Source organism: Nonomuraea sp. ATR24, from assembly GCF_041950485.1.
Taxonomy (GTDB): domain Bacteria; phylum Actinomycetota; class Actinomycetes; order Streptosporangiales; family Streptosporangiaceae; genus Nonomuraea; species Nonomuraea ceibae.
In genome coordinates this window covers 55171-73832 of record NZ_JBGNUU010000010.1, presented here as the reverse complement: position 1 = coordinate 73832, position 18662 = coordinate 55171, and the positions used below count along the sequence as shown (strand labels likewise).

Here is an 18662-nt window from a genome sequence, read left to right as displayed (position 1 = left end):
TGTCGGCTCACTCCTTCTGACCTGGCCGTACGATGCCCGTCTCGTACGCGTACACGACGAGCTGCACCCGGTCACGCAGGTGCAGCTTGGTGAGGATCCGGCCGACATGGGTCTTCACCGTCGCCTCCGAGACGGTCAGCGTCTCGGCGATCTCGCCGTTGGAGTGACCGCGGACCACCTCCGCCAGCACCTCGCGCTCGCGCTCGGTGAGCTGGTCCAGCCGCCCGTCGGCAGGGGAGCAGCCGGTCGCCGGGTCGGGCAGGTGCTGGGCGAAGGCGTCGATCAACCGGCGGGTCACCTGCGGCGCGACCACGGCGTCGCCGGAGGCCACGGCCCGGATGCCGGTGAGCAGATCGGGCGGCGGCACCTCCTTGAGCAGGAACCCGCTCGCGCCGGCACGCAACCCGGCGAACACGTACTCATCGAGGTTGAACGTGGTCAGCAGCAGGACGCGCGCCGGGGATCCGGACTCGACGATCCGCCGGGTGGCCTCGATGCCGTCCATCACCGGCATCCGGACGTCCATCAGCACCACGTCCGCTCTCGTGGCGCGGGTCATCGCCACGCCCTGCGCGCCGTCGCCGGCCTCCCCGACGACCTCAAGATCGGGCTGGGTCTCGAACACCATGCGGAAGCCGAGACGCAACATGGGCTGGTCGTCCACCAGCAGCAGCCGGATCTTCACGGGCTTCCGCCACCGAACCTGAGGCGGGTGCGCACCCGCCAGCCGCCATCGGGCAACGGCCCCGCCTCGACCCGGCCGCCGTAGGCCGCCGCCCGCTCGGCCATGCCGGCCAGCCCGTGACCGGCGGTCTGCGCCCCCGCCACGGCCAGGGCGGACGCGCCACGCCCGTCGTCGACGATCTCCAGCTCGGCCCCGGAGACCGTATAACTCAGCCGGATCTTCGCGGCGGCCTCCGGGCCTGCATGCTTGATCGTGTTGGTCAGCGCCTCTTGGACAATCCGGTAGATCGCCAGCCCCGGGCCCGGCCCCCAGCCGCCCGGCACGCCTTCACGGGTCAGGGTCACCTGTACGCCTGCCTCCCGCACCTGGTCGAAGAGCAGATCGAGATCGTTCACGCCGGGCGGCGGGGCCAGGCTGCCCTTCTCACCGACGCTGCCCGGCCGGGTGCCAATGTCGGGCCCGGTGCCGCTGCCCGGCCCGGTGCCGCTGTCGGGCTCGCCGTCGCGGAGCAGCCCCAGCAGCCGGCGCATGTCCGCGAGCGCCTCCCTGCCCACCGCCGACACCTTCCCCATCGTGTCGGCGGCCCGCTCCGGAGCCGTCGTCGCGGTGAACGCCGCCCCGTCGGACAGCGCCACCATCACCGCCAGGTTGTGGGTCACGATGTCGTGCACCTCCCGGGCGATCCGGCTCCGCTCGGCCGCCACCGCGAGACGAGCCTGCTGGTCACGCTCCCGTTCCAGCCGCTCGGCCCGCTCCCGCAGTCCCGCGAGATGGGCCTCCCGGGTCTGGAGCGTCACCCCGAGCAGTACGGCCACCGCCACGCCCGAGGCGAGCACCACCACGTCACCCCACCGCAGCCCCGCCACCAGCACGCCGTAGAGAAAGGCCGCGCCGAGCACCGCCACCGGCGGCAGCACCCGCGGCCACGGGCGGTGCCGGGCCACCGTGTAAGCCGCCATCCCGACCACGGCCACCGGATAGACCTCCTGCACCCCCGCCACATAGGACGCCAGGCCGAGCCCGACCGTCACATACAGCACCAGAACCGGAGCCACCCGCCGCCACACCAGCGGAAGACAGACCACGCCCAGCCAACCCCACCCGGCCACCCCGTCCAACCCAGGAACGTTGGCCAGCACCACCACCCCGGCCAGGGCGGCGTCCAGCACCCACCCGTGCTCCCGAGCGCGGGCAACGAGTCGTCCGACCACGTCAGCGACGCTACCGACGACCGCCGGCCACCGCACCCACCCCAGGTCCTATCTTCCCGATCACCCCGTACGACCCAGGTCGTAGCCGCGCTTCTCCTCCCGATAAATCCGCACCCGCCGGCCGTCGGTGCTGTCGATGACGGTCCTTCCACCGAGAGGCCGCTTCAGGGTGAAGCCGACCGGGTGCGCGTAGCCGACCAGGTTCGTGAACACGGGCTCTTCCCAGGGCCCACCCGGCCAGGGTCAACGCGGTAACCGCCAGAACGAGGAACGACTTGCCTGCAGGCATGGGAGGGCTCAAGCCGGCAGGTTCGCCAAGGCGAGCGCCCAGGGATAGTCGTCGATGCGGTCGGGTCCGGTGCTGGGCGGGTGCGGCTCGAATTGGCCGGGGCCGAGCAGGACGCGGATGCCTTCGGCGCGAAGCTCTTCCACGCTGCGCCGGAAGGGGGCGCGGGAGGCGAGGGCGGTGTTGACGAAGGGCAGGACGACGACGGGGATGCCGAGTCCGGGCGCCTCGGAGAGCAGGCCGAGTGCGTAGGTGTCGGCGATGCCCTGGGCGAACTTGTTGATGGTGTTGTACGTGGCGGGAGCGACGATGATGGCGTCCGCGCGTGGGGACTTGGGCTCCGCGGGCTTGCGGTACTGGCTGCGTACGGGCCGGCCGGTCTGCTTCTCCAGCTCTGCGACGTCGATGAAGTCCAGGGCGGGCGGGGTGGCCACGACCTGGACGGTCCAGCCGGCCTGTTGGGCCAGGGTGACGAGTCGGCCGACGTCGGGGGCGGGCCCGGCGGCGCAGACGATGACGTGGAGGAGCTTGCCGGATCGGCTCACGCGATGGACTCCCAGGGTGGCGACGTATTCACGGCAGCCTGCCACTTCCACCGAGGGCAGGGAACCGGGCGGGCTGCCCGACCGGCGTCCGCCCAGGTCAGATGGGGTGGAGCCCGGAGCTCGAACCCGGAACCTACGGATCAAGCTCGGCCGACCAAGATCCCCCGGCCGGAAGGGAGTGAAGCAGCTACTCGACCCTGATGTGGATACTCGGGCATACACATGAGTAGCGCGGTTGATCCCGGTATATCCCCGTGCCTCGTCCTATGACATCGCCTGATGCGTCCTTGAGGGCCAGATCCACTGCGCCCTCATAGACGGCAGCATTGATCCCCAGCATTGCCAGCCCGCCCTCGTACTGCGGAGTGGAGTAGGCGGGGTTGTCCAAAGGGACCACGGTGCACGGATGTCCTTCCGAGCAGACATCCAGCGTGTGAGCGCGACTGGCGGCAAACTAGACGCCGACCTTTTTCACAGACCCGATGACAAAGACGTCGCCATTCGGAGCATGAGTGAGACAGTCGACGTCCCCATAAGCCTTATACCCAAAGGGCTTACTCCTGCCCCATTTCTCGAACCCGCCCACCAGGGCTACCGAAGATCCTTGAAGGATATTGCCGACGTAAGGGACGGTAACGCCGCGTTTTCCGTTCATCTGTGTCGGGGTCGTGCCCTTCGGCCAGACAAGCCCCATAGGCGATGAGCCGGCGGTCACCAGCTCCAAGCATCGGTTCGCGGAGTTGTAGGTCAGCTCACCTTCTGCGACGACCAGGAAATTGAGGGTTGAGCTGCGTACGACGATCTTCGGGTCCTGACCAACCGCATGTACGTGGTCGATACCGTTTCCTACGGCATCGGATGGTTGGCCGGTGTCAGGCGCTGTGACCGCTACGCCACCGCCCACCGACGCGCAGGCCAGCAGAGCCAAAACGGCTGTGCCGGCGGGCCGAGGACGGCAGCGCAACAGTCTCATGGACACATTCAACCGCCTGAAGGGGCTTGGACGATCGGGCGGTTGACCACTATGGAAATCTGCGCCTGCATTTCACTCACCGAGTATCGGAAGCTGCTCCATGAACGAGACCGCTCTGCGAAGGAGCGGAATGGTGACCGACCCGCCTCCCACAAGGGCGATCTGCAGCGCCTCAAGCACCTGTTCACGAGAGACCCGCTCTTCATCACACCGTTCGAGATGATAATAGACGCACTCCTCGCAGTCCTTCATCACGGACACCACCAGGCCGAGCAGTTCTTTTACCGAGGCGGGCAGGGCGCCGGGCGCGTACGCCGCGCCGTCCAAGGCGAAGAACGATTCAAACAGCGACCCGCTGCTGCGCAGACGCTCATTCCCGTCGGCTCTGGCCTTGCGGAAAGCTTCTGGGGAAGGCGTCACGGCCAGATGTTCGCGGGCATGAATGGCGGTGTCGGCCTGAGGGCCGGTGGAGCTGGACATGTGGGCATTATGATCCGCCGATCAGCTTCACCACCAACGATAATTTCCGTTGGGGCTATCAGTGATGCTTATCGCGAGGCAATGCCCGGTCAGTCAGTCACGTGCTCGCTTCCGGGCCCGTTCGATCTCGTTGATGTTGTCCTCCGTCCACCGGCGGAGCGCCGTGATGGGCTCGGCAAGGCTGCGCCCGAGCGCGGTGAGCTCATAGTCCACCCGGGGCGGGATGGTGGGGTGGACGGTGCGCGTGACGAACCCGTCGCCTTCGAGGCTGCGCAGGGTCTGGGTGAGCATCTTCTGCGAGACGCCCTCGATGCGTCGGCTGAGGTCGGTGTAGCGCATGGTGCCGTCGAGGAGGGCATCCACGACGAGGATCGTCCATTTGCCTGCGATGTGATCCAGCACCTGGCGGGTCGGGCACTTCGCCGAGAAGGCGTCGGCCGGCAACCCGGAGGACTCCACAATGGTCTCCATGAAGGGAGAGTAACGCACTAATTAGTGCCTTCTTCCGTATGGAGAGCCGCTCTCCGATAGTGAGTGGCATGACGCCTCACACCATGTCTGTCGCCGAAGCCATCCGCACCCGCCGCACCGTCCGTCACTACCGCCCCGATGCGGTCCCCGCGGACGTGCTCGACGCACTTCTCGCCCTCGCCATCGAGGCGCCCACCAGCTGGAACCTCCAGGACCGGTCCATCGTCGCCGTCACCAGTGACGAAGGCCGTGCGGATCTGGCCTGGGCCACCGGTGGTCAGCCCCAGCCGCAGGAGGCGCCGCTCATGCTGGTCTTCGTCGCCGAGCCGCTGTCCTGGCGCGAGGACCACAGCGACGTCTACGAGCAGGCCCGTCGCAATGGAGCATGGAACGACGAGTTCGTCACGATGTTCTCCGCGGCGTCGCAAGCCTTCCAGACGGATCTTGAGGAGCGCGGCCTGCTGCGGGAGTACGCGGTCAAGGACGCGATGATCGCGGCCAGTTACGTGATGCTCGCCGCCACGGAGATGGGGCTTGCCACTTCGCCGATGAACGGCTGGGACGAGGCCAAGGTGAAGAAGGCGATCGGCATCGAAGACCGCGACGACCTGGCCATCGCCCTGCTGATGTCCCTCGGCTATCCGGCTGAGGAGCGTCGCCACCCCGGCCGCCGGGCACGGGAACGCAACGTGTTCCGCGAGTCCTACGGATCGCCCGAACAACACTCCCGATGACGACGCCCCTCACCGGAAACGATCGCCGGATCGGCATGGGTTGGGCAGGAGGGGCTCGCCCTGCGACCGGCCGCCGCCTGACGCCTCAGGCGTCGTCGCCGCCCAGGAGCCAGCGCAGCATGGCGGGCGTGGCGGCGAAATGACCGGCGTGACCTGCGTCGTCCGCCTCGATGAGCGTGGCGGACGGGATGCGGGCGGCCAGCCAGCGCCCGTGCGTCACCGGGACGACCGTGTCCAGGGACCCGTGCCAGATCCGCACCGGCACGTCGATCGTCGCCGGGTCGAACCCCCACGGCAGCCCGTACAGGGCGAACTCATCGTCGATCCACCCGTCCTTGCCGGGCCGTACGGCTTCCGCGAAAGCCGGCCGGAGCATGGCCTGGACCTCGGGCTGGGCCAGGACGGCCTGCTCGGCGGGCGGCAGCAGCGTGGCGGGGCTCGCGCTCTCCTCGTCCTCGGCGAACAGCTTGACCAGGGCGTCCCTGCTGATCAGCGCCGCCTCGGAGGAGCGGCGGTTGCTCTCCATCATGCCGGCCGTCCAGTCCAGCCCGGGCGCGTCGCACGGCGCCAGGCTCGCCAGGGCCGCGGCGCGCGTGACGCGGCCGGGGTGGCGGGCGGCGAAGGCGAGCGCGTGCGGCCCGCCTCCTGACACGCCGAACACGGGGAAGCGGTCGAGGCCGAGGGCGTCGGCGATCGTGCGGATGTCCTCGGCGGCGTCCACCACCCGGCGTCCGCCGTGCGGCGTGGAGCTCCCGTAGCCGGGCCGGTCGTAGGTGATCAGCCGGATGCCCAGCTCGGTGAAGAGCTCGGGGTGCGGGTAGCGGGCGAGGCGGCTCATGGGTGTGCCGTGGGTGTACACGACAGGGCTGCCGCCGGGCTCGCCCCACTCCTCGACGGCCAGGGTGCGGCCGTCGGCCGCCTTCACCTCACGCACGCTCGATCTCCTTCGCCGCGAATTGCTCCGCAACCTACGCTATTCAGCACCTGTTAGGAGGATGCGGCCGAAGCGTGCCATAAAGCGGACAAAAGGTGCCATTCGCGTAGGCTCACGGGTGTGATCGAGGGGACCGTGTCGACCCAGCTGGCCCGGCTACTGGCCGGCGCCGCGGGGGCGAACGCCGCGCTGGCGCCCTTCGGCGACGAGCTCCACCACGACCTGGTGCGGGTGCCGGCGTCGGTCACCGACGCGCTCTGGGAGGAGCTGGCCGGTGTCACAGCCTCGCAGCTCGTACGCGCCCTGCCCGACCAGGGCGTCGGGCTGTGGAGCCAGATGTTCGGCGGGGGCGAGAACCTGCTGGACGGCCTGCGCGACGCCGCCAGATACCTCCCGATCCTGGCCGATCCGGCGACCGAGTCGATCGAGGTGATCGACGACGGCGAGCTGACCACGGTGCGCCACAGCTCCACGACCCGCCTGGCCCCGGCGGTGGCCGCCACCCGGATCGAGTTCGGTCTCGGGGTGGTGCTCGAACAGTTGCGCCGCGCCGGCGGCAGGACGGTCACGCCCGTGCACGTGGGGTTCGGCCATGCCGCGCCCCGGCGTCACGACGGCATCGCCGAGCTGTTCGGCAGCCGGAACGTCACCTTCGGCGCCGAATCCGACAGCCTGACGTTCCTCACCGCCGACCTCACGACGCCGCTGCCGTACGCCAGGCCCGGCCTGGCCGGGGTGCTGCGGCAGCATGCTGACCTCCTGCTGAGCGCCGTACGGCCGGCGTCGACCTGGCACGACAGGTTCCGCGCGGCCGTGGCCGACGCGCTGCGCGACGGCGACTGCTCGTTGCGGGCGGTCGCCGCCCGCCTGGCCCTCAGCTCCCGCACGTTGCAGCGCCGCCTGGCCGAGCAGGGCACCACCTGGCGGGCTGAGCTGGAGACCGTACGGCAGGACAGGGCGGTGCGGCTGCTGCGGGACACAGACCTCACCGTCGACGCCGTCGCCGACCGGGTCGGCTACAGCGACGCCCGCGCCCTGCGCCGCGCCACGCAGCGCTGGCACGGCAACTCGCCACGCACCGTACGCGGAAAGCCCACGTAACCAGTCAGACGGGGTAGGGCGCCCGGGGCTCGAACCCGGAACCCAACTGAACCTGCAACTGGGGATCCTGTGATCACGGCACCCCCGGGGCTTGAGCACTGACAGGCACCCCTCCCGCCACTGCTTGCGTAGTGATCTGATCTGACTACCACGGCTTCCACTTGGGCGACTGACAACCGTGACTGACCTCTGCTGACCCCCTCAATGCCACGCTAATGGCACGGCGACCAGGTGTGTGGTCACGGGGTCCGTTCTGCCGGACCTCTGTTCTAAGGTGTGCGGTCACCGTATTTTTGGATGATCGAGCTGAGAGTGTGTGGGGTTGACGGAGTCTCCTGCCCTGGTGGATCCGGTGAAATGACGCCGGTGTGTACGGATCGCATCCATTCTTCGTCGACCACAGCCTGGCATAGCGCTTCGGCGGTGATGAGTGTGGCGAGGCCACACCTGTTCTCCCAGGTCTCCCGACCCGCTGGGCTGGCGGCGATCCACTGTTCGACACTCGCGAGATCGGGATCTGGATACCAATCCCAGTCCGTCATGTCGAACCTGACCACCAGGCCGCTTTCCGTCCGATAAGAAAGTAATGCTGGGGCTTCATCGATCCATACAACGCTCAGGCATGGGCCGTACTGCGCCAGAATGGGAAGAGCTCCCTCGGTGACGGAATCGACGCGGTAGTCCATGATGACCGTGCCCTTGCCGAGGCGCCCGATGAACATGTCGACGTCGTCAGCGTTGAAGCGCGCCGGCTGAGTGCTCTCGGGTGAGATGTCGTACGCAGCCAGGACGTCGTCAACCTTGGTGGCAGAGCACCACGTCAAGTCGACGACCAGCCCGGTTTGCAGGCGAAACCACTCGTAGTAGGTTGAGTCGATCACGGACGCTTCCTCTCGGCTGACACCGCCATGGGCCATGCGCAATGATCTTGGCGCATCCGCCTGCCGTCCGCCGCCGAACCGCGATCAGCCACGTTGCTCGCCGAGCCAGGGTGAGAAACGAACCCTGGGTCGGCGATCGCCCCCAAGCACATACGGCGTCCAACCATGCAGTGGTGATCGTAGGACTGCATCTGTGCGGCGGCGCGGCAACCCCGGTCGGTGCGTTCGGTCGGTACGGCGGGAGTGGCGTGCGGTGGGCGGGCGGGCGGAGGGCCGGAGGTACGGCGGCGCGCCGCGTCGCCGCTTGACGCGGACGAGGCCCGAGACGTCCTGGACGTGGCCCACCACCAGGGGAACGGAACCCGCTGGTCCGTGGCGCTCGCTCTCGGCCTTGGAAGTACGTGGACCTCAAGCGGGGCGTCATCCGGGTCTTCTGGCAGGCCGCAAGCACGTTTGTACCAAGGAGGGGCAGAATTTCTGCGCGCCCGACTGCACGAAACACGCCCCCTCCTGCCCCGAACGGGTAGGCGGCTGGATCTTCGGGAAGCCCAAGGGCAAGAGCAAGCGAACCGTGATGATCCCGCCACCGCTGATCCCGCTGCTCAAGCTCCACCACCAGGCCCAGCAGGCCGAGAAGGAGTCGGCGGGGGAGCGGTGGCAGGACTATGACCTCGTCTGGTGCCACCCGGACGGACGCCTCATAGACGCCGGCCGGGACTGGGACGAGTGGAAAGAACTCCTCCGCCTGGCCCCGGTCGACAAGGACGCCCGCGTTCACGACGCCAGACACACCGCCGCGACACTCCTCATCGAACAGGGCGTGGACATCAGCGTCGTCCAGGAGATCCTCGGCCACTCACAACTGACCACGACCAAGCGATACACCCACATCACGGCGACGCTCTCGGCCGAGGCAGCAGCCCGCATGGGCCGGGCACTTTGGGGCTAACCGCAACTGGAAATGCAACTGGGCGGGCTTCCGGATCATGGAGATCGGGGAGTCCGCCCAGGTCATGTGGGGTAGGGCGCCCGGGGCTCGAACCCGGAACCTACGGATTAAAAGTCCGCAGCTCTGCCAATTGAGCTAACGCCCCTCGCAACGACAAGCGTACAGAGATTACCGCCCCGCCCGCGACGCCATTCGCTCTCGTCTCGTCACCGGTAGGCGGCCAGCCCGGTCAGCGCCTCGCCGAGCACCAGCGTGTGGATCTCCTGGGTGCCCTCGTAGGTCAGCACCGACTCCAGGTTGTTCATGTGCCGGATCACAGGGTACTCCAGGGTGATCCCGTTGCCGCCGAGGATGGTGCGGGCCTCCCGGGCGATGTCCAGGGCGGCGCGGACGTTGGCGAGTTTGCCGAAGCTGATCTGCCGGGGCTCCAGGGTGCCGGCGTCCTTGAGCGCGCCGAGGTGGAGGGCGGTCAGCCCGGCTTGGGCGGCGCCGACGTACATCCAGGCGAGTTTGTCCTGGGTGAGCTGGAAGGCGCCGATTGGCTTGCCGAACTGCACGCGGGTCTTGGCGTACTCGACGGCGGCCTCCAGGCAGGCGCGGGCGGCGCCGACGACTCCCCACAGGATGCCGAAGCGCGCCTCCGACAGGCACGACAGCGGCCCCTTGAGGCCGCGTACGCCGGGGAGCACGGCGCTGCCGGGCAGGCGGACGTCGTCGAAGTAGAGGGACGAGGTGACCGATGCCCTAAGGGACAGCTTCTTGTGGATCTCAGGGGCGGAGAAGCCGGGGGTGTCGGTGGGGACGACGAAGCCGCGGATGCCGTCGTCGGTCTGCGCCCAGACGACGGCCACGTCGGCGATGGAGCCGTTGGTGATCCACATCTTGGAGCCGTTGAGGATCCAGTCGTCGCCGTCGCGCTTGGCGTAGGTGCGCATGTTGGCGGGGTCGGAGCCGTGGTCGGGCTCGGTCAGGCCGAAGCAGCCGATGGCCTCGCCGGCGGCCATGCGCGGCAGCCACTGCTCCTTCTGCTCGTCGGACCCGTACCGCCAGATGGGGAACATGGCGAGCGAGCCCTGCACCGACACGAACGAGCGCAGCCCGGAGTCGCCGGCCTCCAGCTCGCGACAGGCGACGCCGTACGAGGTCGCGTCGGTGCCGGCGCAGCCGTAGCCCTCCAGGTGCATGCCGAGCAGGCCGAGCGCGCCGAGTTCGGGGGCGAGCTCACGGGCGGGGAAGGTCGCCTCCTCGAACCAGTCGCCGACGTGCGGCAGCACGCGGTCGGTGACGAAGGTGCGCACGGTGTCGCGGATGAGTCGCTGGTCGGCGTCGAGCCGGTCGTCCAGCCGCAGCAGGTCGTCCATCGCGCGTCCTCTCCTCGCTTAGGGGGCTACCAGGGTTCTACCAGGGGCAATCCCGATGTGCGAACGCAGGGCGGCAGGGCAGTCTTGGGGCATGAGCGAATACAACACCAAGCAGCTGCGCAGGACCCGCAAGGGCAGGATCATCGCGGGCGTGTGCTCGGGCGTCGGGGAGTACGTCGGGATCGACGCGAACCTCATCCGCATCGGCCTCGCGGTCATGACGCTGTTCGGCGGGCTGGGCGTGGGCGTGTACGCGATCGGCTGGCTGCTCATGCCCGAGGAGGGCAAGGAGACGTCGATCGTCCAGGACCTGATCAACAAGCAGCAGAGCAACAGCGGCAGCGGCACCAGCCCGTGGAGCGACGAGCAGAAGCCGCAGCAGTGATCAGGTCGCGGTCTGCGTGCGCACGCGGCCGCGCGACTCGGTCCAGATCATGGCCAGCACGGCGGCCACGATGAGGCCGGTGATGCCCGACAGGGCGACCACCGGCTCGGGGCCCAGCTTCTCGGCGGCGTAGCCGCCGATGAGGATCGCGACGCCCTGCGCGGCCATGAGCCCGGACTGCACCAGCCCGAACGCCTGTCCGCGCTGGTCAGGAGGGACTCGCTGGACGAAGGCGGCGTTCGCGGCGAGCTGATAGGCGCCCCCGATCCCCGACAGGACCCACGCCCCCAGCACGACCTCCAGCGGCGGCCGCATCGCCGTCACGATCAGCGGCGCGCAGCTCAGCATGGCCAGCCAGCCCATCAGCCGCATCCGCCCGGGCGGCGTGACGAACCTGCTGAACAGGAACGCCCCCACCACCGTGCCCAGCGGCATCGCCGCCATCAGCAGGCCGGTGATCACCGGCACGGGCAGGGTGCCGGTGTAGAGCTCGACGGCGTACGGCACCGCGATGCCCTCGGGCAGCACGTAGAAGCCGCACAGCCAGGCGAACAGCACCAGCGTGCGCAGCTTGCGGTCGCCGAACACGAGGCGGGCGCCGGCCCTGGTCATCGTCCACATGGACGGTCTGCCGCCGGCGTGCTCGCTCGCGGGGCGCCGCCGTACGCCGGTGACGAGGATCAGCGCGGAGGCGAGGAACGTGGCCGCGTTGATGGCGAGCGCGCGGTAGGGGCCCAGGGCGGCGATCACGGCGCCGCCGGCGGCGAAGCCGAGCATCTGCACGGCCTGGTTCGTCATGTTCTGCAACGCCGAGCCGACGACGTAGCGGTCGCCTTCCAGCACTTCGGGCAGCAGCGCGGCGCGCGCGGCCGAGAACGGGGCGCTGAGCAGCACCACGAGGAACACCAGCCCGCACAGCACCGGGAACGGCATGAACGGCAGCGCCATCACGCCCACGAGCGCGGCGCGCAGCAGGTCGCAGGCCACCATGACGCCCCGGCGCGCGAACCGGTCGGCGAGCCCGGCCAGCAGCGGCCCGCCCAGGATCGACGGCAGGTAGGTCAGCGCGTAGACGGCGGCGGTGGCCAGGGCGGAGCGGGTGCGGTCGTAGACGAGCACGGCGAGGGCCACCTGGGCGAGCTGGTCGCCGAGCAGCGACAGCCCCTGGCCGTACCAGAGCGCTCTGAACTCCTTGACGGCGATGACCTCACCGTAAGTGGCTTGGCGCTCTGTGGCACGGCGATGCCGTCCCGGCAGCCGTCGCGTCCGCATGGCCCCCATTGGACTCCGCTGTGCCTGACTGAGAGTGTTCAGTATGTCACCTAAGGTGCCCGATCATTCGGCAAGGCGCAACCCATTGGCGTCACCCGGAGGTTAAAGGGTCACCAACCCAGCTCATGGAGACGGTCGTCGTCGATGCCGAAGTGGTGGCCGACCTCGTGAACCACCGTGATCCGTACCTCCTCGACGACCTGCTCTTCCGTGTCGCAGATCTGACAGATCGGATTGCGGTAGATCTCGATGCGGTCGGGCAGGACTGCGGAGTACCAGTCGCCGCGCTCGGTGAGGGGAATGCCGGTGTACAGGCCCAGAAGGTGGGGTTCTGGCGGATCGTCCACAACAGTGACGACAACATTGCTCATGACACGGGTCAGCTCCGGAGGGATCGTGTCCAGCGCCTCGGCCACGAGCTCTTCGAACTTCTCCGGGGAAACCTCGATCACACGTGCCATTCTGCCTCGCGGGCTGGGTAAGCAAGAAACCGTATGAAGTTCCTGGACAGGTTGAAAGCAGTCATCAGGTTGCGGGCGTCCAAAGCTGTGGCGGTGCTCGTCGTCGCCGCGGCCGGCGCCTGGCTGGGCATCTTCCTCAGCGGGACCGTGCACGCGCAGGTCGGCCCCGTCGAGACCGGCATGTCCGTCGCCCCCTCCTGGGGCGGCGAGACGATCGTCGACGCCAGCCCGCTGGGCACGCTCACGTTCCGCACCCACGACGCCCCGCTGACCCTGCGCATCGCGCTCGAGAACATCGACCAGGAACGCGCCAAATCGCTCCTCGAAGACCCCCGCCTCACCGACCGGCTGCCCAGCATCATCGAGCGCGACCTGCTCGCGGGCGTGCGCGAGCTCGCCATCCGCTCGCTGCTGTGCGCCGCCGCCGGCGCGCTGATCGCCGTCCTCATGGTGTTCAGGCGGCCCCGCGTCGCCCTGACGGGCCTCCTGGTGGCCGCTGTGGCGCTCGCCACGACCGGACTGGTCGCCGCCCGGACCTTTCACCCCGGCTCGCTCGTCGAGCCCCGCTACACGGGCCTCGTCGCCGCGGCGCCCTCCCTCGTGGGCAGCGCCGAGTCGATCGTCACCCGGTTCGAGTCCTACCGCTCGCAACTCACCAAACTCGTCACGAACGTCTCGAAGCTGTACGACGCGGTCTCAACCCTTCCGGTGTACGACGCCGACCCCCGTTCCATCCGCGTCCTGCACGTCTCCGACATCCACATCAACCCGATCGCCTGGAACGTCATCCGGTCCCTGACCGAACAGTTCACCGTCGACCTGATCGTCGACACCGGCGACATCTCCGACCACGGCAGCAAGGCCGAGAACAAGTTCGTGGAGGAGATCGGCCGCCTCGGCGTCCCGTACGTGTACGTACGCGGCAACCACGACTCCAAGACCACCGAGAAGGCCGTCGCCAAGCAGAAGAACGCCGTCGTCCTCGACGACAAGATGCGCAACGTCGCCGGACTCAGCATCTACGGCCTCGGCGACCCGCGCTTCACCCCGGACAAGTCCGTACACGTCGACACCGACCCCGCCTCGCTCGAAGCCTTCGGCCGCGCCCACAGCGAGAACGTCGAGAACGCCGACCTCGTGGCCGTCCACGACGACATCGTCGCCCGCGGCTTCTCCGGCGCCACGCCGATGGTCCTGGCCGGTCACGCCCACAAACGCTCCACCACCATGTTGCCCACCGGCACCCGCGTCCTCGTCCAGGGCTCCACCGGCGGCGCCGGCCTGCGCGCACTCGAACACGCCGAGCCCACGCCCGTCCAGGCCTCCGTCCTGTACTTCGACCGCGAGACGAAACGCCTGCAGGCCTGGGACGACATCACCCTCGGCGGACTCGGCGAGCAGTCGGTGTACATGCAGCGTCACGTGGAGCCCGACCCGGGACGTATGATTTCCCCAGCGCCGACGAACGCCCCGTCGCCAACGGGGACGCTCAGCGGCACTACGTCACCGGCCGCCGGTTCGCCACTTTGGCATCAAGGGCAATCGTCCCCTATGCTTCAGAGGTCTCCGACGGAAGGCGACAGGGAATCCTGAGCCCCCATCGTCTAGCGGCCTAGGACACCGCCCTTTCAAGGCGGCGGCACGGGTTCGAATCCCGTTGGGGGCACCGCGAGCGCCTAGCGCACCCGCGAAACGGCAGGTCGAAGGACCTCCGAAGAGCTGGTAAGCTAAGCGAGCGCAAAGAGAACGAAGCAAGTCGCAAGGTCCTGTAGAGCAGTTTGGAGTGCTCGCCACCCTGTCAAGGTGGAGGTCGCGGGTTCAAGTCCCGTCAGGACCGCTCTGGGTCAGGTAGCTCAGTTGGTACGAGCGTCCGCCTGAAAAGCGGAAGGTCGGCAGTTCGACCCTGCCCCTGACCACCAGCTTTCGAACAATCAAGATGCCCCGTAGCGATCTCGCTCCGGGGCGTTTTTGTGTGCCGACAGCACCGGCGGCTGGCAGAATCCAGGTGTGAGCCGGACGGACAACACCATGCCGTTACGCATCCAGCAGCAGGACGGCCGCCGCTTCAGGCACGACGTGGGCGGGTCCTACAAGGGCGTCGGGAAAGTCGCGAACATCGCTGAGCGGAAAGCTCGGCAGCGCGTACGGCTGACCCTGCTGAGAGGCGAGGAGCCGGCGCCGACCAGACACCGCCGATGCGAGAAGTGGCTCTACTGAGAAGCCTTTCACGGTGGGCGAAGTCGTCGGCATCGGCGCCCGACCCGGCCCAGTGTCGAGTGGGTCGGCCGGCACGGATTCGGCTACGTCGGTTACGGTCGCGTCCGGGTTCGGTCGAGGTGACGGCAGAGCGTGACATCGTGAAGGCAGTGGAAAGGTCGGCTGGTACATCGCCCAGGGCTGAGGACATAGGGCAATGGCAATTCGGCAGGTAGCGTCGCTCGCTGGAGTTCTCATTGTCGCCGGGATGTTGACGGCGTGCACCTCTACACCCGCAGCCCGCCCAACGCCTGGCGCGTCAGGCGTTGTCTCGTCGCCTGGCCCTACCGCAGTGGAGGAGACCATCGAACCTCCGGCCGCCGAGATCCTGAGAGTCCCCGGCATGGAGTCGGGCACGAAAACGCTGGCGACTGCCGGACCGACATGGGGATCCAGCGTCATCGCGGACATTCGGGCGGACAAGGGCAGTATGTGGGTGATGTTCGACTGCCGAGGCGCAGGAACAGCGGAGATTGCCTTGGAGCCGCTCGTCTCGATGCCGTTCACATGCCTCGACAGCACGATCACGCCGACTATGAACCAAATCGACCTCAAATCGAAGACGCGGCTCAGAGTTCGCGTGCAGGCCCCCGAGTCGGTCGAATGGACGTTGAGGGTGACTCAGTAGTCATCGACTACACAGGACCCACGGACGCCCCGGGCATTCCCTTCAGCCTCCGTACAGGAGGCTGTCGAGGGCGGGGCGGCTGCCGGCGAAGGTCACCGTGCCCTCCTCCAGGGCCGCGTCGAGGGCGGCGGGGGCGGTCAGCAGGGCGCTGAGGGTCTTGGGGGTCGTGCGGAGGGAGAGGTCGGCCGTGGCGGGTTCGCCGCTGTGGACCTGGATCCGGCCGGACTCCGCGCGGAGGGTCCAGGGGGTGCCGTCGAGTTCGAGGCGGCAGACGGTCGGCGGCGCCGCCGGGTCGGGGTGGACGTGGTCCCGAAGGTAGATCAGCACCGAGGTGGCGCTGAGTGAGGTGGGCTCGGGCGGGTGGGGGGCGTCGATGCCCCAGTCGCTCAGGGCCAGGATGACCGGCTCCAGCTTCCTGCCTCGTTCGGTGAGTTCGTAGACCTGGGGCCCGGTGGCGGTTTCGCGGGTGCGGCGGCGGATCACGCCGTGGTGCTGGAGCTCGGAGCGAGCACAGACCGGCAGGCGATGGAGGGCGCAGTGAGTGTTTCGATCGAAGATCGACAGCACGGGCATGCGACGGTCGTGGATCCCGACGCGCATCAGGTGCTGTTCGAGAACGAGCACGTACGGGTGATCCAGGCGCGGGCGTCGCACGGCTGGGAGAGCGCCATGCACGCGCACCGCCCGATGCTCGTGGTCAACCTGGGCACCGGGCGGCAGAAGGTGACCTGGGCGGACGGGTCCACCCAGATCGTGGATCTGAACCCGGGCGCGGTCGTCTGGCAGGACGACGCCTTCGAGCACGCCTGGGAGTTGCTGGCGGGGGAGGTGAACGTGGTGCTGGTCGAGGTCAAGTCGGCGGACGGCGGGCAGTAGCGGGCGTCGTCACGCCTGGGTCAGGAGCGTGCTGTAGGCCTCGGAGTGCTCCTGGCCGGACATGAACGAGACGAACTGCCGGACGAAGGCGCCGCGCGAATAGCTGCCGTCACCGGCCAGGTCGCGGCCGAAGGCCGTCCGGAACAGGTCGCGGTATTCCTGGGCGTCGATCTTCTGGTCGTCGTCCACGTCGGTGACGTCGAACAGCACATCGGCGATCTTGATGAGGCCGGCCCCGGGCAGCGAGGCGGCCGCGGCGGCGTACTCCTGGCGGGTGACGCGGCCGTCGTCGTCGCTGTCGAGGGCGGCCTGCAGCTCCCGCCACCAGGCGGCGTACGCCTGGAAGAGCCGCTCCTCGTCCTGCTCGCCCAGGTCGAGCCGGGTGGCGACCTCCCTCGCCATGGCGGCCAGGTCCGGCCAGCGCAGGTAGCCGTCGCCGGTCTGGTCGAGGACCTCGCTGAAGAAGCGGTCGGCCGACAGGACCACCTGCTGGTCGTCGGCGGCGGGGGCGGGGGTGATGAGGCGCAGGAGGGCCGCGGCCTGCCCGGCCTTGCGGCGTACGGTGTCCCACGGGGTGGCGGACGACGGGTCGAGCAGGCCCATGACGGAGTCGACGCGCGTCCAGCTCTCCGGGAGGTAGCGGGTGGCGAGGCCGGCGGTCAGGTAGGCGCCCTGCATGAGGGTCCGGGCCCCGGGGAGGTCGGGCAGCGCGACGCGCCGGCAGAACGGCTCCGGGAGCGAGGCGATGATGACGGCGGTGGCCAGCGGGCCCGCCACGGCCCGGCCGACCGTCCACACCAGGGGATGGCCGCGCAGCGCCGGCGGCGCGGGGACGTTGGCCAGGAGCCGGTAGAGGATGACGCCCACGGCGTCGTTGTTCTCCAGGCGGTTCTCGACGACGTGGTCGTAGTAGGGCCAGAACTCCTGCAGCGTGGCGGGCAGGTGCTCGTTGTCGCCGTCGATGAGGGTCAGGAAGATGCGGTATTCGTCGTAGAGCCGCCGCATCTCGCCGGCGTCGAGCGTTTCGCCGCTCAGCCGGCACATCGCCACCGTCGACTCGAAGAGCGTGGCGGCGACCCAGGCGCGGGCCTCGGGGTCGGTCGCGTCGTAGGGGCGGCCCTGGGCGTCGGTGCCGGACATGCGGGCGTGGAGGCGGTTGAGCCGGGCCACCTCGCGGTCGCGTACGCGCGGGTCGGGGCTGAGGATGCGCCGCGAGCTGGTCGCGGTGTTGCGCAGCCGCCGCCAGGGGTGGGTGAGGAACGTCGAGTTCTCCATCAGTGCCGCGCCGATCTGCGGATGTGCGGCTTCGAGCAGCGTGGCGCGGGTGACCGCGAGGCCCCAGCGCGCCTCGCCGACCAGGCGGCGCAGGATGGAGTCGGCGCCGAAGACGTCCGTCGTCTCCGCTGTGGTGGTGCGGCTCATCGGTGACCCTCCCCGGTCAAGGTGGTGGACTGGCGTACGTCGCCGAAACGGCGCTGGCGCCGCCGGTAGGTGTCGAGGCATTCCCAGAAGTGGGTGGCGCGGAAGTCGGGCCAGAGCACCTGCGGGAAGACCCATTCGGCGTAGGCGACCTGCCAGAGCATGAAGTTGGAGATGCGCTGCTCCCCGGACGTGCGGATGACGAGGTCGACGTCGGGGGTGTCGGAGTAGGGCAGGTGCTGGGCGAAGCTGTCCTCGGTGACCTGGTCGGCGGGCGTGGCGGAGCGGATCAGCGAGCGGGCCGCGGCCACGATGTCGCGGCGTCCGCCGTGGTCGAAGGCCACGGTCAGCGTCATGCGCCTGTTGTCGCCGGTGAGCGTCATCAGGTCGGTGATGTCGCGGACCAGGGGCTGCGGGATGCGCGGGTCGGCCATGCCGAGGAAGCGGCAGCGGACGCCCCGGGCGTGCAGGGCGGGGGCGTGCTTGCGGATGGCGCGGCGGACGAGCCGCATGAGGATGTCGACCTCGGCGGCCGGGCGCCGCCAGTTCTCCGTGGAGAAGGCGTACAGGCTCAGCCAGGTGACCCCGGCGCTGCGCGCCGCCTCGATGACGTCCATCACGGCGGCCTCGGCGGCCTCGTGGCCGGCGGTGCGCGGCAGTGATCGCTGCGCGGCCCACCGGCCGTTTCCGTCCATCACGCAGGCGACGTGCCGCGGCAAGAGCATGACCACCCCCATGACTCAGGGTAACTGTA

Annotated in this window: 23 protein-coding genes and 4 tRNA genes; 11 read left to right on the top strand and 16 right to left on the bottom strand. The window is 69.0% G+C overall.

Annotation, left to right across the window (positions count from 1 at the left end):
* Positions 1-7: 7 nt before the first annotated feature.
* The 7 genes from ACBI99_RS24165 to ACBI99_RS24135 form a co-directional block, all read right to left on the bottom strand.
* Positions 8-685 carry a response regulator transcription factor gene (locus tag ACBI99_RS24165; protein WP_219517909.1) on the bottom strand — a complete coding sequence of 226 codons (678 nt, stop codon included), beginning with the start codon at positions 683-685 and terminating at the stop codon, positions 8-10.
* The gene (locus ACBI99_RS24160; RefSeq protein WP_375073533.1) at positions 682-1896 is read right to left on the bottom strand and encodes a sensor histidine kinase; all 1215 of its coding nucleotides are present in this window, start codon (positions 1894-1896) and stop codon (positions 682-684) included. The genes ACBI99_RS24165 and ACBI99_RS24160 overlap by 4 nt, the downstream gene beginning before the upstream one ends.
* A gap of 60 nt (positions 1897-1956) precedes the next feature.
* Positions 1957-2109 carry a hypothetical protein gene (locus tag ACBI99_RS24155; RefSeq protein ID WP_375073532.1) on the bottom strand — a complete coding sequence of 51 codons (153 nt, stop codon included), beginning with the start codon at positions 2107-2109 and terminating at the stop codon, positions 1957-1959.
* Between the two features lie 84 nt (positions 2110-2193).
* The gene (locus ACBI99_RS24150) at positions 2194-2727 is read right to left on the bottom strand and encodes a flavoprotein (RefSeq protein ID WP_375073531.1); all 534 of its coding nucleotides are present in this window, start codon (positions 2725-2727) and stop codon (positions 2194-2196) included.
* 454 nt (positions 2728-3181) lie between these two features.
* The gene (locus ACBI99_RS24145) at positions 3182-3700 is read right to left on the bottom strand and encodes a hypothetical protein (protein ID WP_375073530.1); all 519 of its coding nucleotides are present in this window, start codon (positions 3698-3700) and stop codon (positions 3182-3184) included.
* A gap of 72 nt (positions 3701-3772) precedes the next feature.
* The gene (locus ACBI99_RS24140) at positions 3773-4180 is read right to left on the bottom strand and encodes a carboxymuconolactone decarboxylase family protein (protein WP_375073529.1); all 408 of its coding nucleotides are present in this window, start codon (positions 4178-4180) and stop codon (positions 3773-3775) included.
* A gap of 93 nt (positions 4181-4273) precedes the next feature.
* The gene (locus tag ACBI99_RS24135) at positions 4274-4651 is read right to left on the bottom strand and encodes a helix-turn-helix domain-containing protein (protein WP_219517902.1); all 378 of its coding nucleotides are present in this window, start codon (positions 4649-4651) and stop codon (positions 4274-4276) included.
* 68 nt (positions 4652-4719) lie between these two features.
* Between ACBI99_RS24135 and ACBI99_RS24130 the strand changes: the two genes are divergently transcribed.
* Positions 4720-5385 (top strand): nitroreductase family protein, encoded by a 666-nt coding sequence (locus ACBI99_RS24130; RefSeq protein WP_375073527.1) that lies wholly within the window; start codon positions 4720-4722, stop codon positions 5383-5385.
* Between the two features lie 85 nt (positions 5386-5470).
* Here ACBI99_RS24130 and ACBI99_RS24125 read toward each other — a convergent pair whose 3' ends face one another.
* Positions 5471-6319 (bottom strand): alpha/beta fold hydrolase, encoded by an 849-nt coding sequence (locus ACBI99_RS24125; protein WP_375073526.1) that lies wholly within the window; start codon positions 6317-6319, stop codon positions 5471-5473.
* 120 nt (positions 6320-6439) lie between these two features.
* On the opposite strand from ACBI99_RS24125, the gene ACBI99_RS24120 reads away from it, so the two are divergent.
* Entirely contained in the window at positions 6440-7420 is a 981-nt protein-coding gene (locus ACBI99_RS24120) for a helix-turn-helix domain-containing protein (RefSeq protein ID WP_375073525.1), read from the top strand.
* Between the two features lie 269 nt (positions 7421-7689).
* Here ACBI99_RS24120 and ACBI99_RS24115 read toward each other — a convergent pair whose 3' ends face one another.
* Positions 7690-8301: a hypothetical protein gene (locus ACBI99_RS24115; protein ID WP_375073524.1), complete on the bottom strand. Its 612-nt coding sequence runs from the start codon at positions 8299-8301 to the stop codon at positions 7690-7692.
* Between the two features lie 34 nt (positions 8302-8335).
* On the opposite strand from ACBI99_RS24115, the gene ACBI99_RS24110 reads away from it, so the two are divergent.
* Positions 8336-9250 carry a tyrosine-type recombinase/integrase gene (locus tag ACBI99_RS24110; RefSeq protein WP_375073523.1) on the top strand — a complete coding sequence of 305 codons (915 nt, stop codon included), beginning with the start codon at positions 8336-8338 and terminating at the stop codon, positions 9248-9250.
* Positions 9251-9322: 72 nt separating this feature from the next.
* Here ACBI99_RS24110 and ACBI99_RS24105 read toward each other — a convergent pair.
* Positions 9323-9395, bottom strand: a tRNA-Lys gene (locus ACBI99_RS24105).
* A 61-nt stretch (positions 9396-9456) separates the two neighbouring features.
* On the bottom strand, positions 9457-10611 hold the full coding sequence (locus ACBI99_RS24100; RefSeq protein WP_375073522.1) for an acyl-CoA dehydrogenase family protein: 1155 nt from the start codon (positions 10609-10611) through the stop codon (positions 9457-9459).
* Between the two features lie 91 nt (positions 10612-10702).
* Here ACBI99_RS24100 and ACBI99_RS24095 point away from each other — a divergent pair, with 91 nt between their 5' ends.
* Positions 10703-10996 carry a PspC domain-containing protein gene (locus tag ACBI99_RS24095; protein ID WP_219506587.1) on the top strand — a complete coding sequence of 98 codons (294 nt, stop codon included), beginning with the start codon at positions 10703-10705 and terminating at the stop codon, positions 10994-10996.
* Here ACBI99_RS24095 and ACBI99_RS24090 read toward each other — a convergent pair whose 3' ends face one another.
* On the bottom strand, positions 10997-12268 hold the full coding sequence (locus tag ACBI99_RS24090) for an MFS transporter (RefSeq protein ID WP_357583577.1): 1272 nt from the start codon (positions 12266-12268) through the stop codon (positions 10997-10999).
* A 110-nt stretch (positions 12269-12378) separates the two neighbouring features.
* Positions 12379-12729 (bottom strand): metallopeptidase family protein, encoded by a 351-nt coding sequence (locus tag ACBI99_RS24085; RefSeq protein ID WP_219506583.1) that lies wholly within the window; start codon positions 12727-12729, stop codon positions 12379-12381.
* Between the two features lie 93 nt (positions 12730-12822).
* Here ACBI99_RS24085 and ACBI99_RS24080 point away from each other — a divergent pair, with 93 nt between their 5' ends.
* The 6 genes from ACBI99_RS24080 to ACBI99_RS24055 all read left to right on the top strand — a co-directional run bounded on the left by ACBI99_RS24080 (position 12823) and on the right by ACBI99_RS24055 (position 15613).
* The gene (locus ACBI99_RS24080; RefSeq protein WP_375073521.1) at positions 12823-14322 is read left to right on the top strand and encodes a metallophosphoesterase; all 1500 of its coding nucleotides are present in this window, start codon (positions 12823-12825) and stop codon (positions 14320-14322) included.
* Positions 14323-14395, top strand: a tRNA-Glu gene (locus ACBI99_RS24075). It abuts the gene before it with no gap.
* Positions 14396-14491: 96 nt separating this feature from the next.
* Positions 14492-14566 (top strand) — tRNA-Asp (locus ACBI99_RS24070).
* A 5-nt stretch (positions 14567-14571) separates the two neighbouring features.
* A tRNA-Phe gene (locus ACBI99_RS24065) sits at positions 14572-14648 on the top strand.
* 88 nt (positions 14649-14736) lie between these two features.
* A complete protein-coding gene (locus ACBI99_RS24060; RefSeq protein WP_375073520.1) occupies positions 14737-14946 on the top strand; it encodes a hypothetical protein in 210 nt (69 codons plus the stop codon).
* Positions 14947-15277: 331 nt separating this feature from the next.
* Positions 15278-15613, top strand: a complete 336-nt coding sequence (locus ACBI99_RS24055; protein WP_219506580.1) for a hypothetical protein — start codon at positions 15278-15280, stop codon at positions 15611-15613.
* 42 nt (positions 15614-15655) lie between these two features.
* On the opposite strand, the gene ACBI99_RS24050 is transcribed toward ACBI99_RS24055, so the two are convergent.
* A complete protein-coding gene (locus ACBI99_RS24050) occupies positions 15656-16213 on the bottom strand; it encodes a winged helix-turn-helix transcriptional regulator (RefSeq protein ID WP_375073519.1) in 558 nt (185 codons plus the stop codon).
* On the opposite strand from ACBI99_RS24050, the gene ACBI99_RS24045 reads away from it, so the two are divergent.
* Positions 16196-16489, top strand: a complete 294-nt coding sequence (locus ACBI99_RS24045) for a hypothetical protein (RefSeq protein WP_375073518.1) — start codon at positions 16196-16198, stop codon at positions 16487-16489. The two genes, ACBI99_RS24050 and ACBI99_RS24045, sit on opposite strands and share 18 nt — an antisense overlap.
* Positions 16490-16498: 9 nt before the next feature.
* On the opposite strand, the gene ACBI99_RS24040 is transcribed toward ACBI99_RS24045, so the two are convergent.
* Together ACBI99_RS24040 and uppS are read right to left on the bottom strand one after the other, a co-directional pair.
* A complete protein-coding gene (locus ACBI99_RS24040) occupies positions 16499-17911 on the bottom strand; it encodes an oxygenase MpaB family protein (RefSeq protein ID WP_357583626.1) in 1413 nt (470 codons plus the stop codon).
* Entirely contained in the window at positions 17908-18633 is a 726-nt protein-coding gene (uppS, locus tag ACBI99_RS24035) for a polyprenyl diphosphate synthase (RefSeq protein ID WP_246645113.1), read from the bottom strand. Before uppS ends, ACBI99_RS24040 begins: the two co-directional genes overlap by 4 nt.
* Between the last annotated feature and the right edge of the window lie 29 nt (positions 18634-18662).

Excerpts from the sequence above, each read along its gene's own strand:
- ACBI99_RS24145 (WP_375073530.1), bottom strand. The coding sequence starts at position 3,700 with ATGAGACTGTTGCGCTGCCGTCCTCGGCCCGCCGGCACAGCCGTTTTG.
- ACBI99_RS24140 (WP_375073529.1), bottom strand. The coding sequence starts at position 4,180 with ATGTCCAGCTCCACCGGCCCTCAGGCCGACACCGCCATTCATGCCCGC.
- ACBI99_RS24135 (WP_219517902.1), bottom strand. The coding sequence starts at position 4,651 with ATGGAGACCATTGTGGAGTCCTCCGGGTTGCCGGCCGACGCCTTCTCG.
- ACBI99_RS24130 (WP_375073527.1), top strand. The coding sequence starts at position 4,720 with ATGACGCCTCACACCATGTCTGTCGCCGAAGCCATCCGCACCCGCCGC.
- ACBI99_RS24110 (WP_375073523.1), top strand. The coding sequence starts at position 8,336 with ATGCGCAATGATCTTGGCGCATCCGCCTGCCGTCCGCCGCCGAACCGC.
- ACBI99_RS24100 (WP_375073522.1), bottom strand. The coding sequence starts at position 10,611 with ATGGACGACCTGCTGCGGCTGGACGACCGGCTCGACGCCGACCAGCGA.
- ACBI99_RS24095 (WP_219506587.1), top strand. The coding sequence starts at position 10,703 with ATGAGCGAATACAACACCAAGCAGCTGCGCAGGACCCGCAAGGGCAGG.
- ACBI99_RS24090 (WP_357583577.1), bottom strand. The coding sequence starts at position 12,268 with ATGCGGACGCGACGGCTGCCGGGACGGCATCGCCGTGCCACAGAGCGC.
- ACBI99_RS24085 (WP_219506583.1), bottom strand. The coding sequence starts at position 12,729 with ATGGCACGTGTGATCGAGGTTTCCCCGGAGAAGTTCGAAGAGCTCGTG.
- ACBI99_RS24050 (WP_375073519.1), bottom strand. The coding sequence starts at position 16,213 with ATGCGCGTCGGGATCCACGACCGTCGCATGCCCGTGCTGTCGATCTTC.
- ACBI99_RS24040 (WP_357583626.1), bottom strand. The coding sequence starts at position 17,911 with ATGAGCCGCACCACCACAGCGGAGACGACGGACGTCTTCGGCGCCGAC.
- uppS (WP_246645113.1), bottom strand. The coding sequence starts at position 18,633 with ATGCTCTTGCCGCGGCACGTCGCCTGCGTGATGGACGGAAACGGCCGG.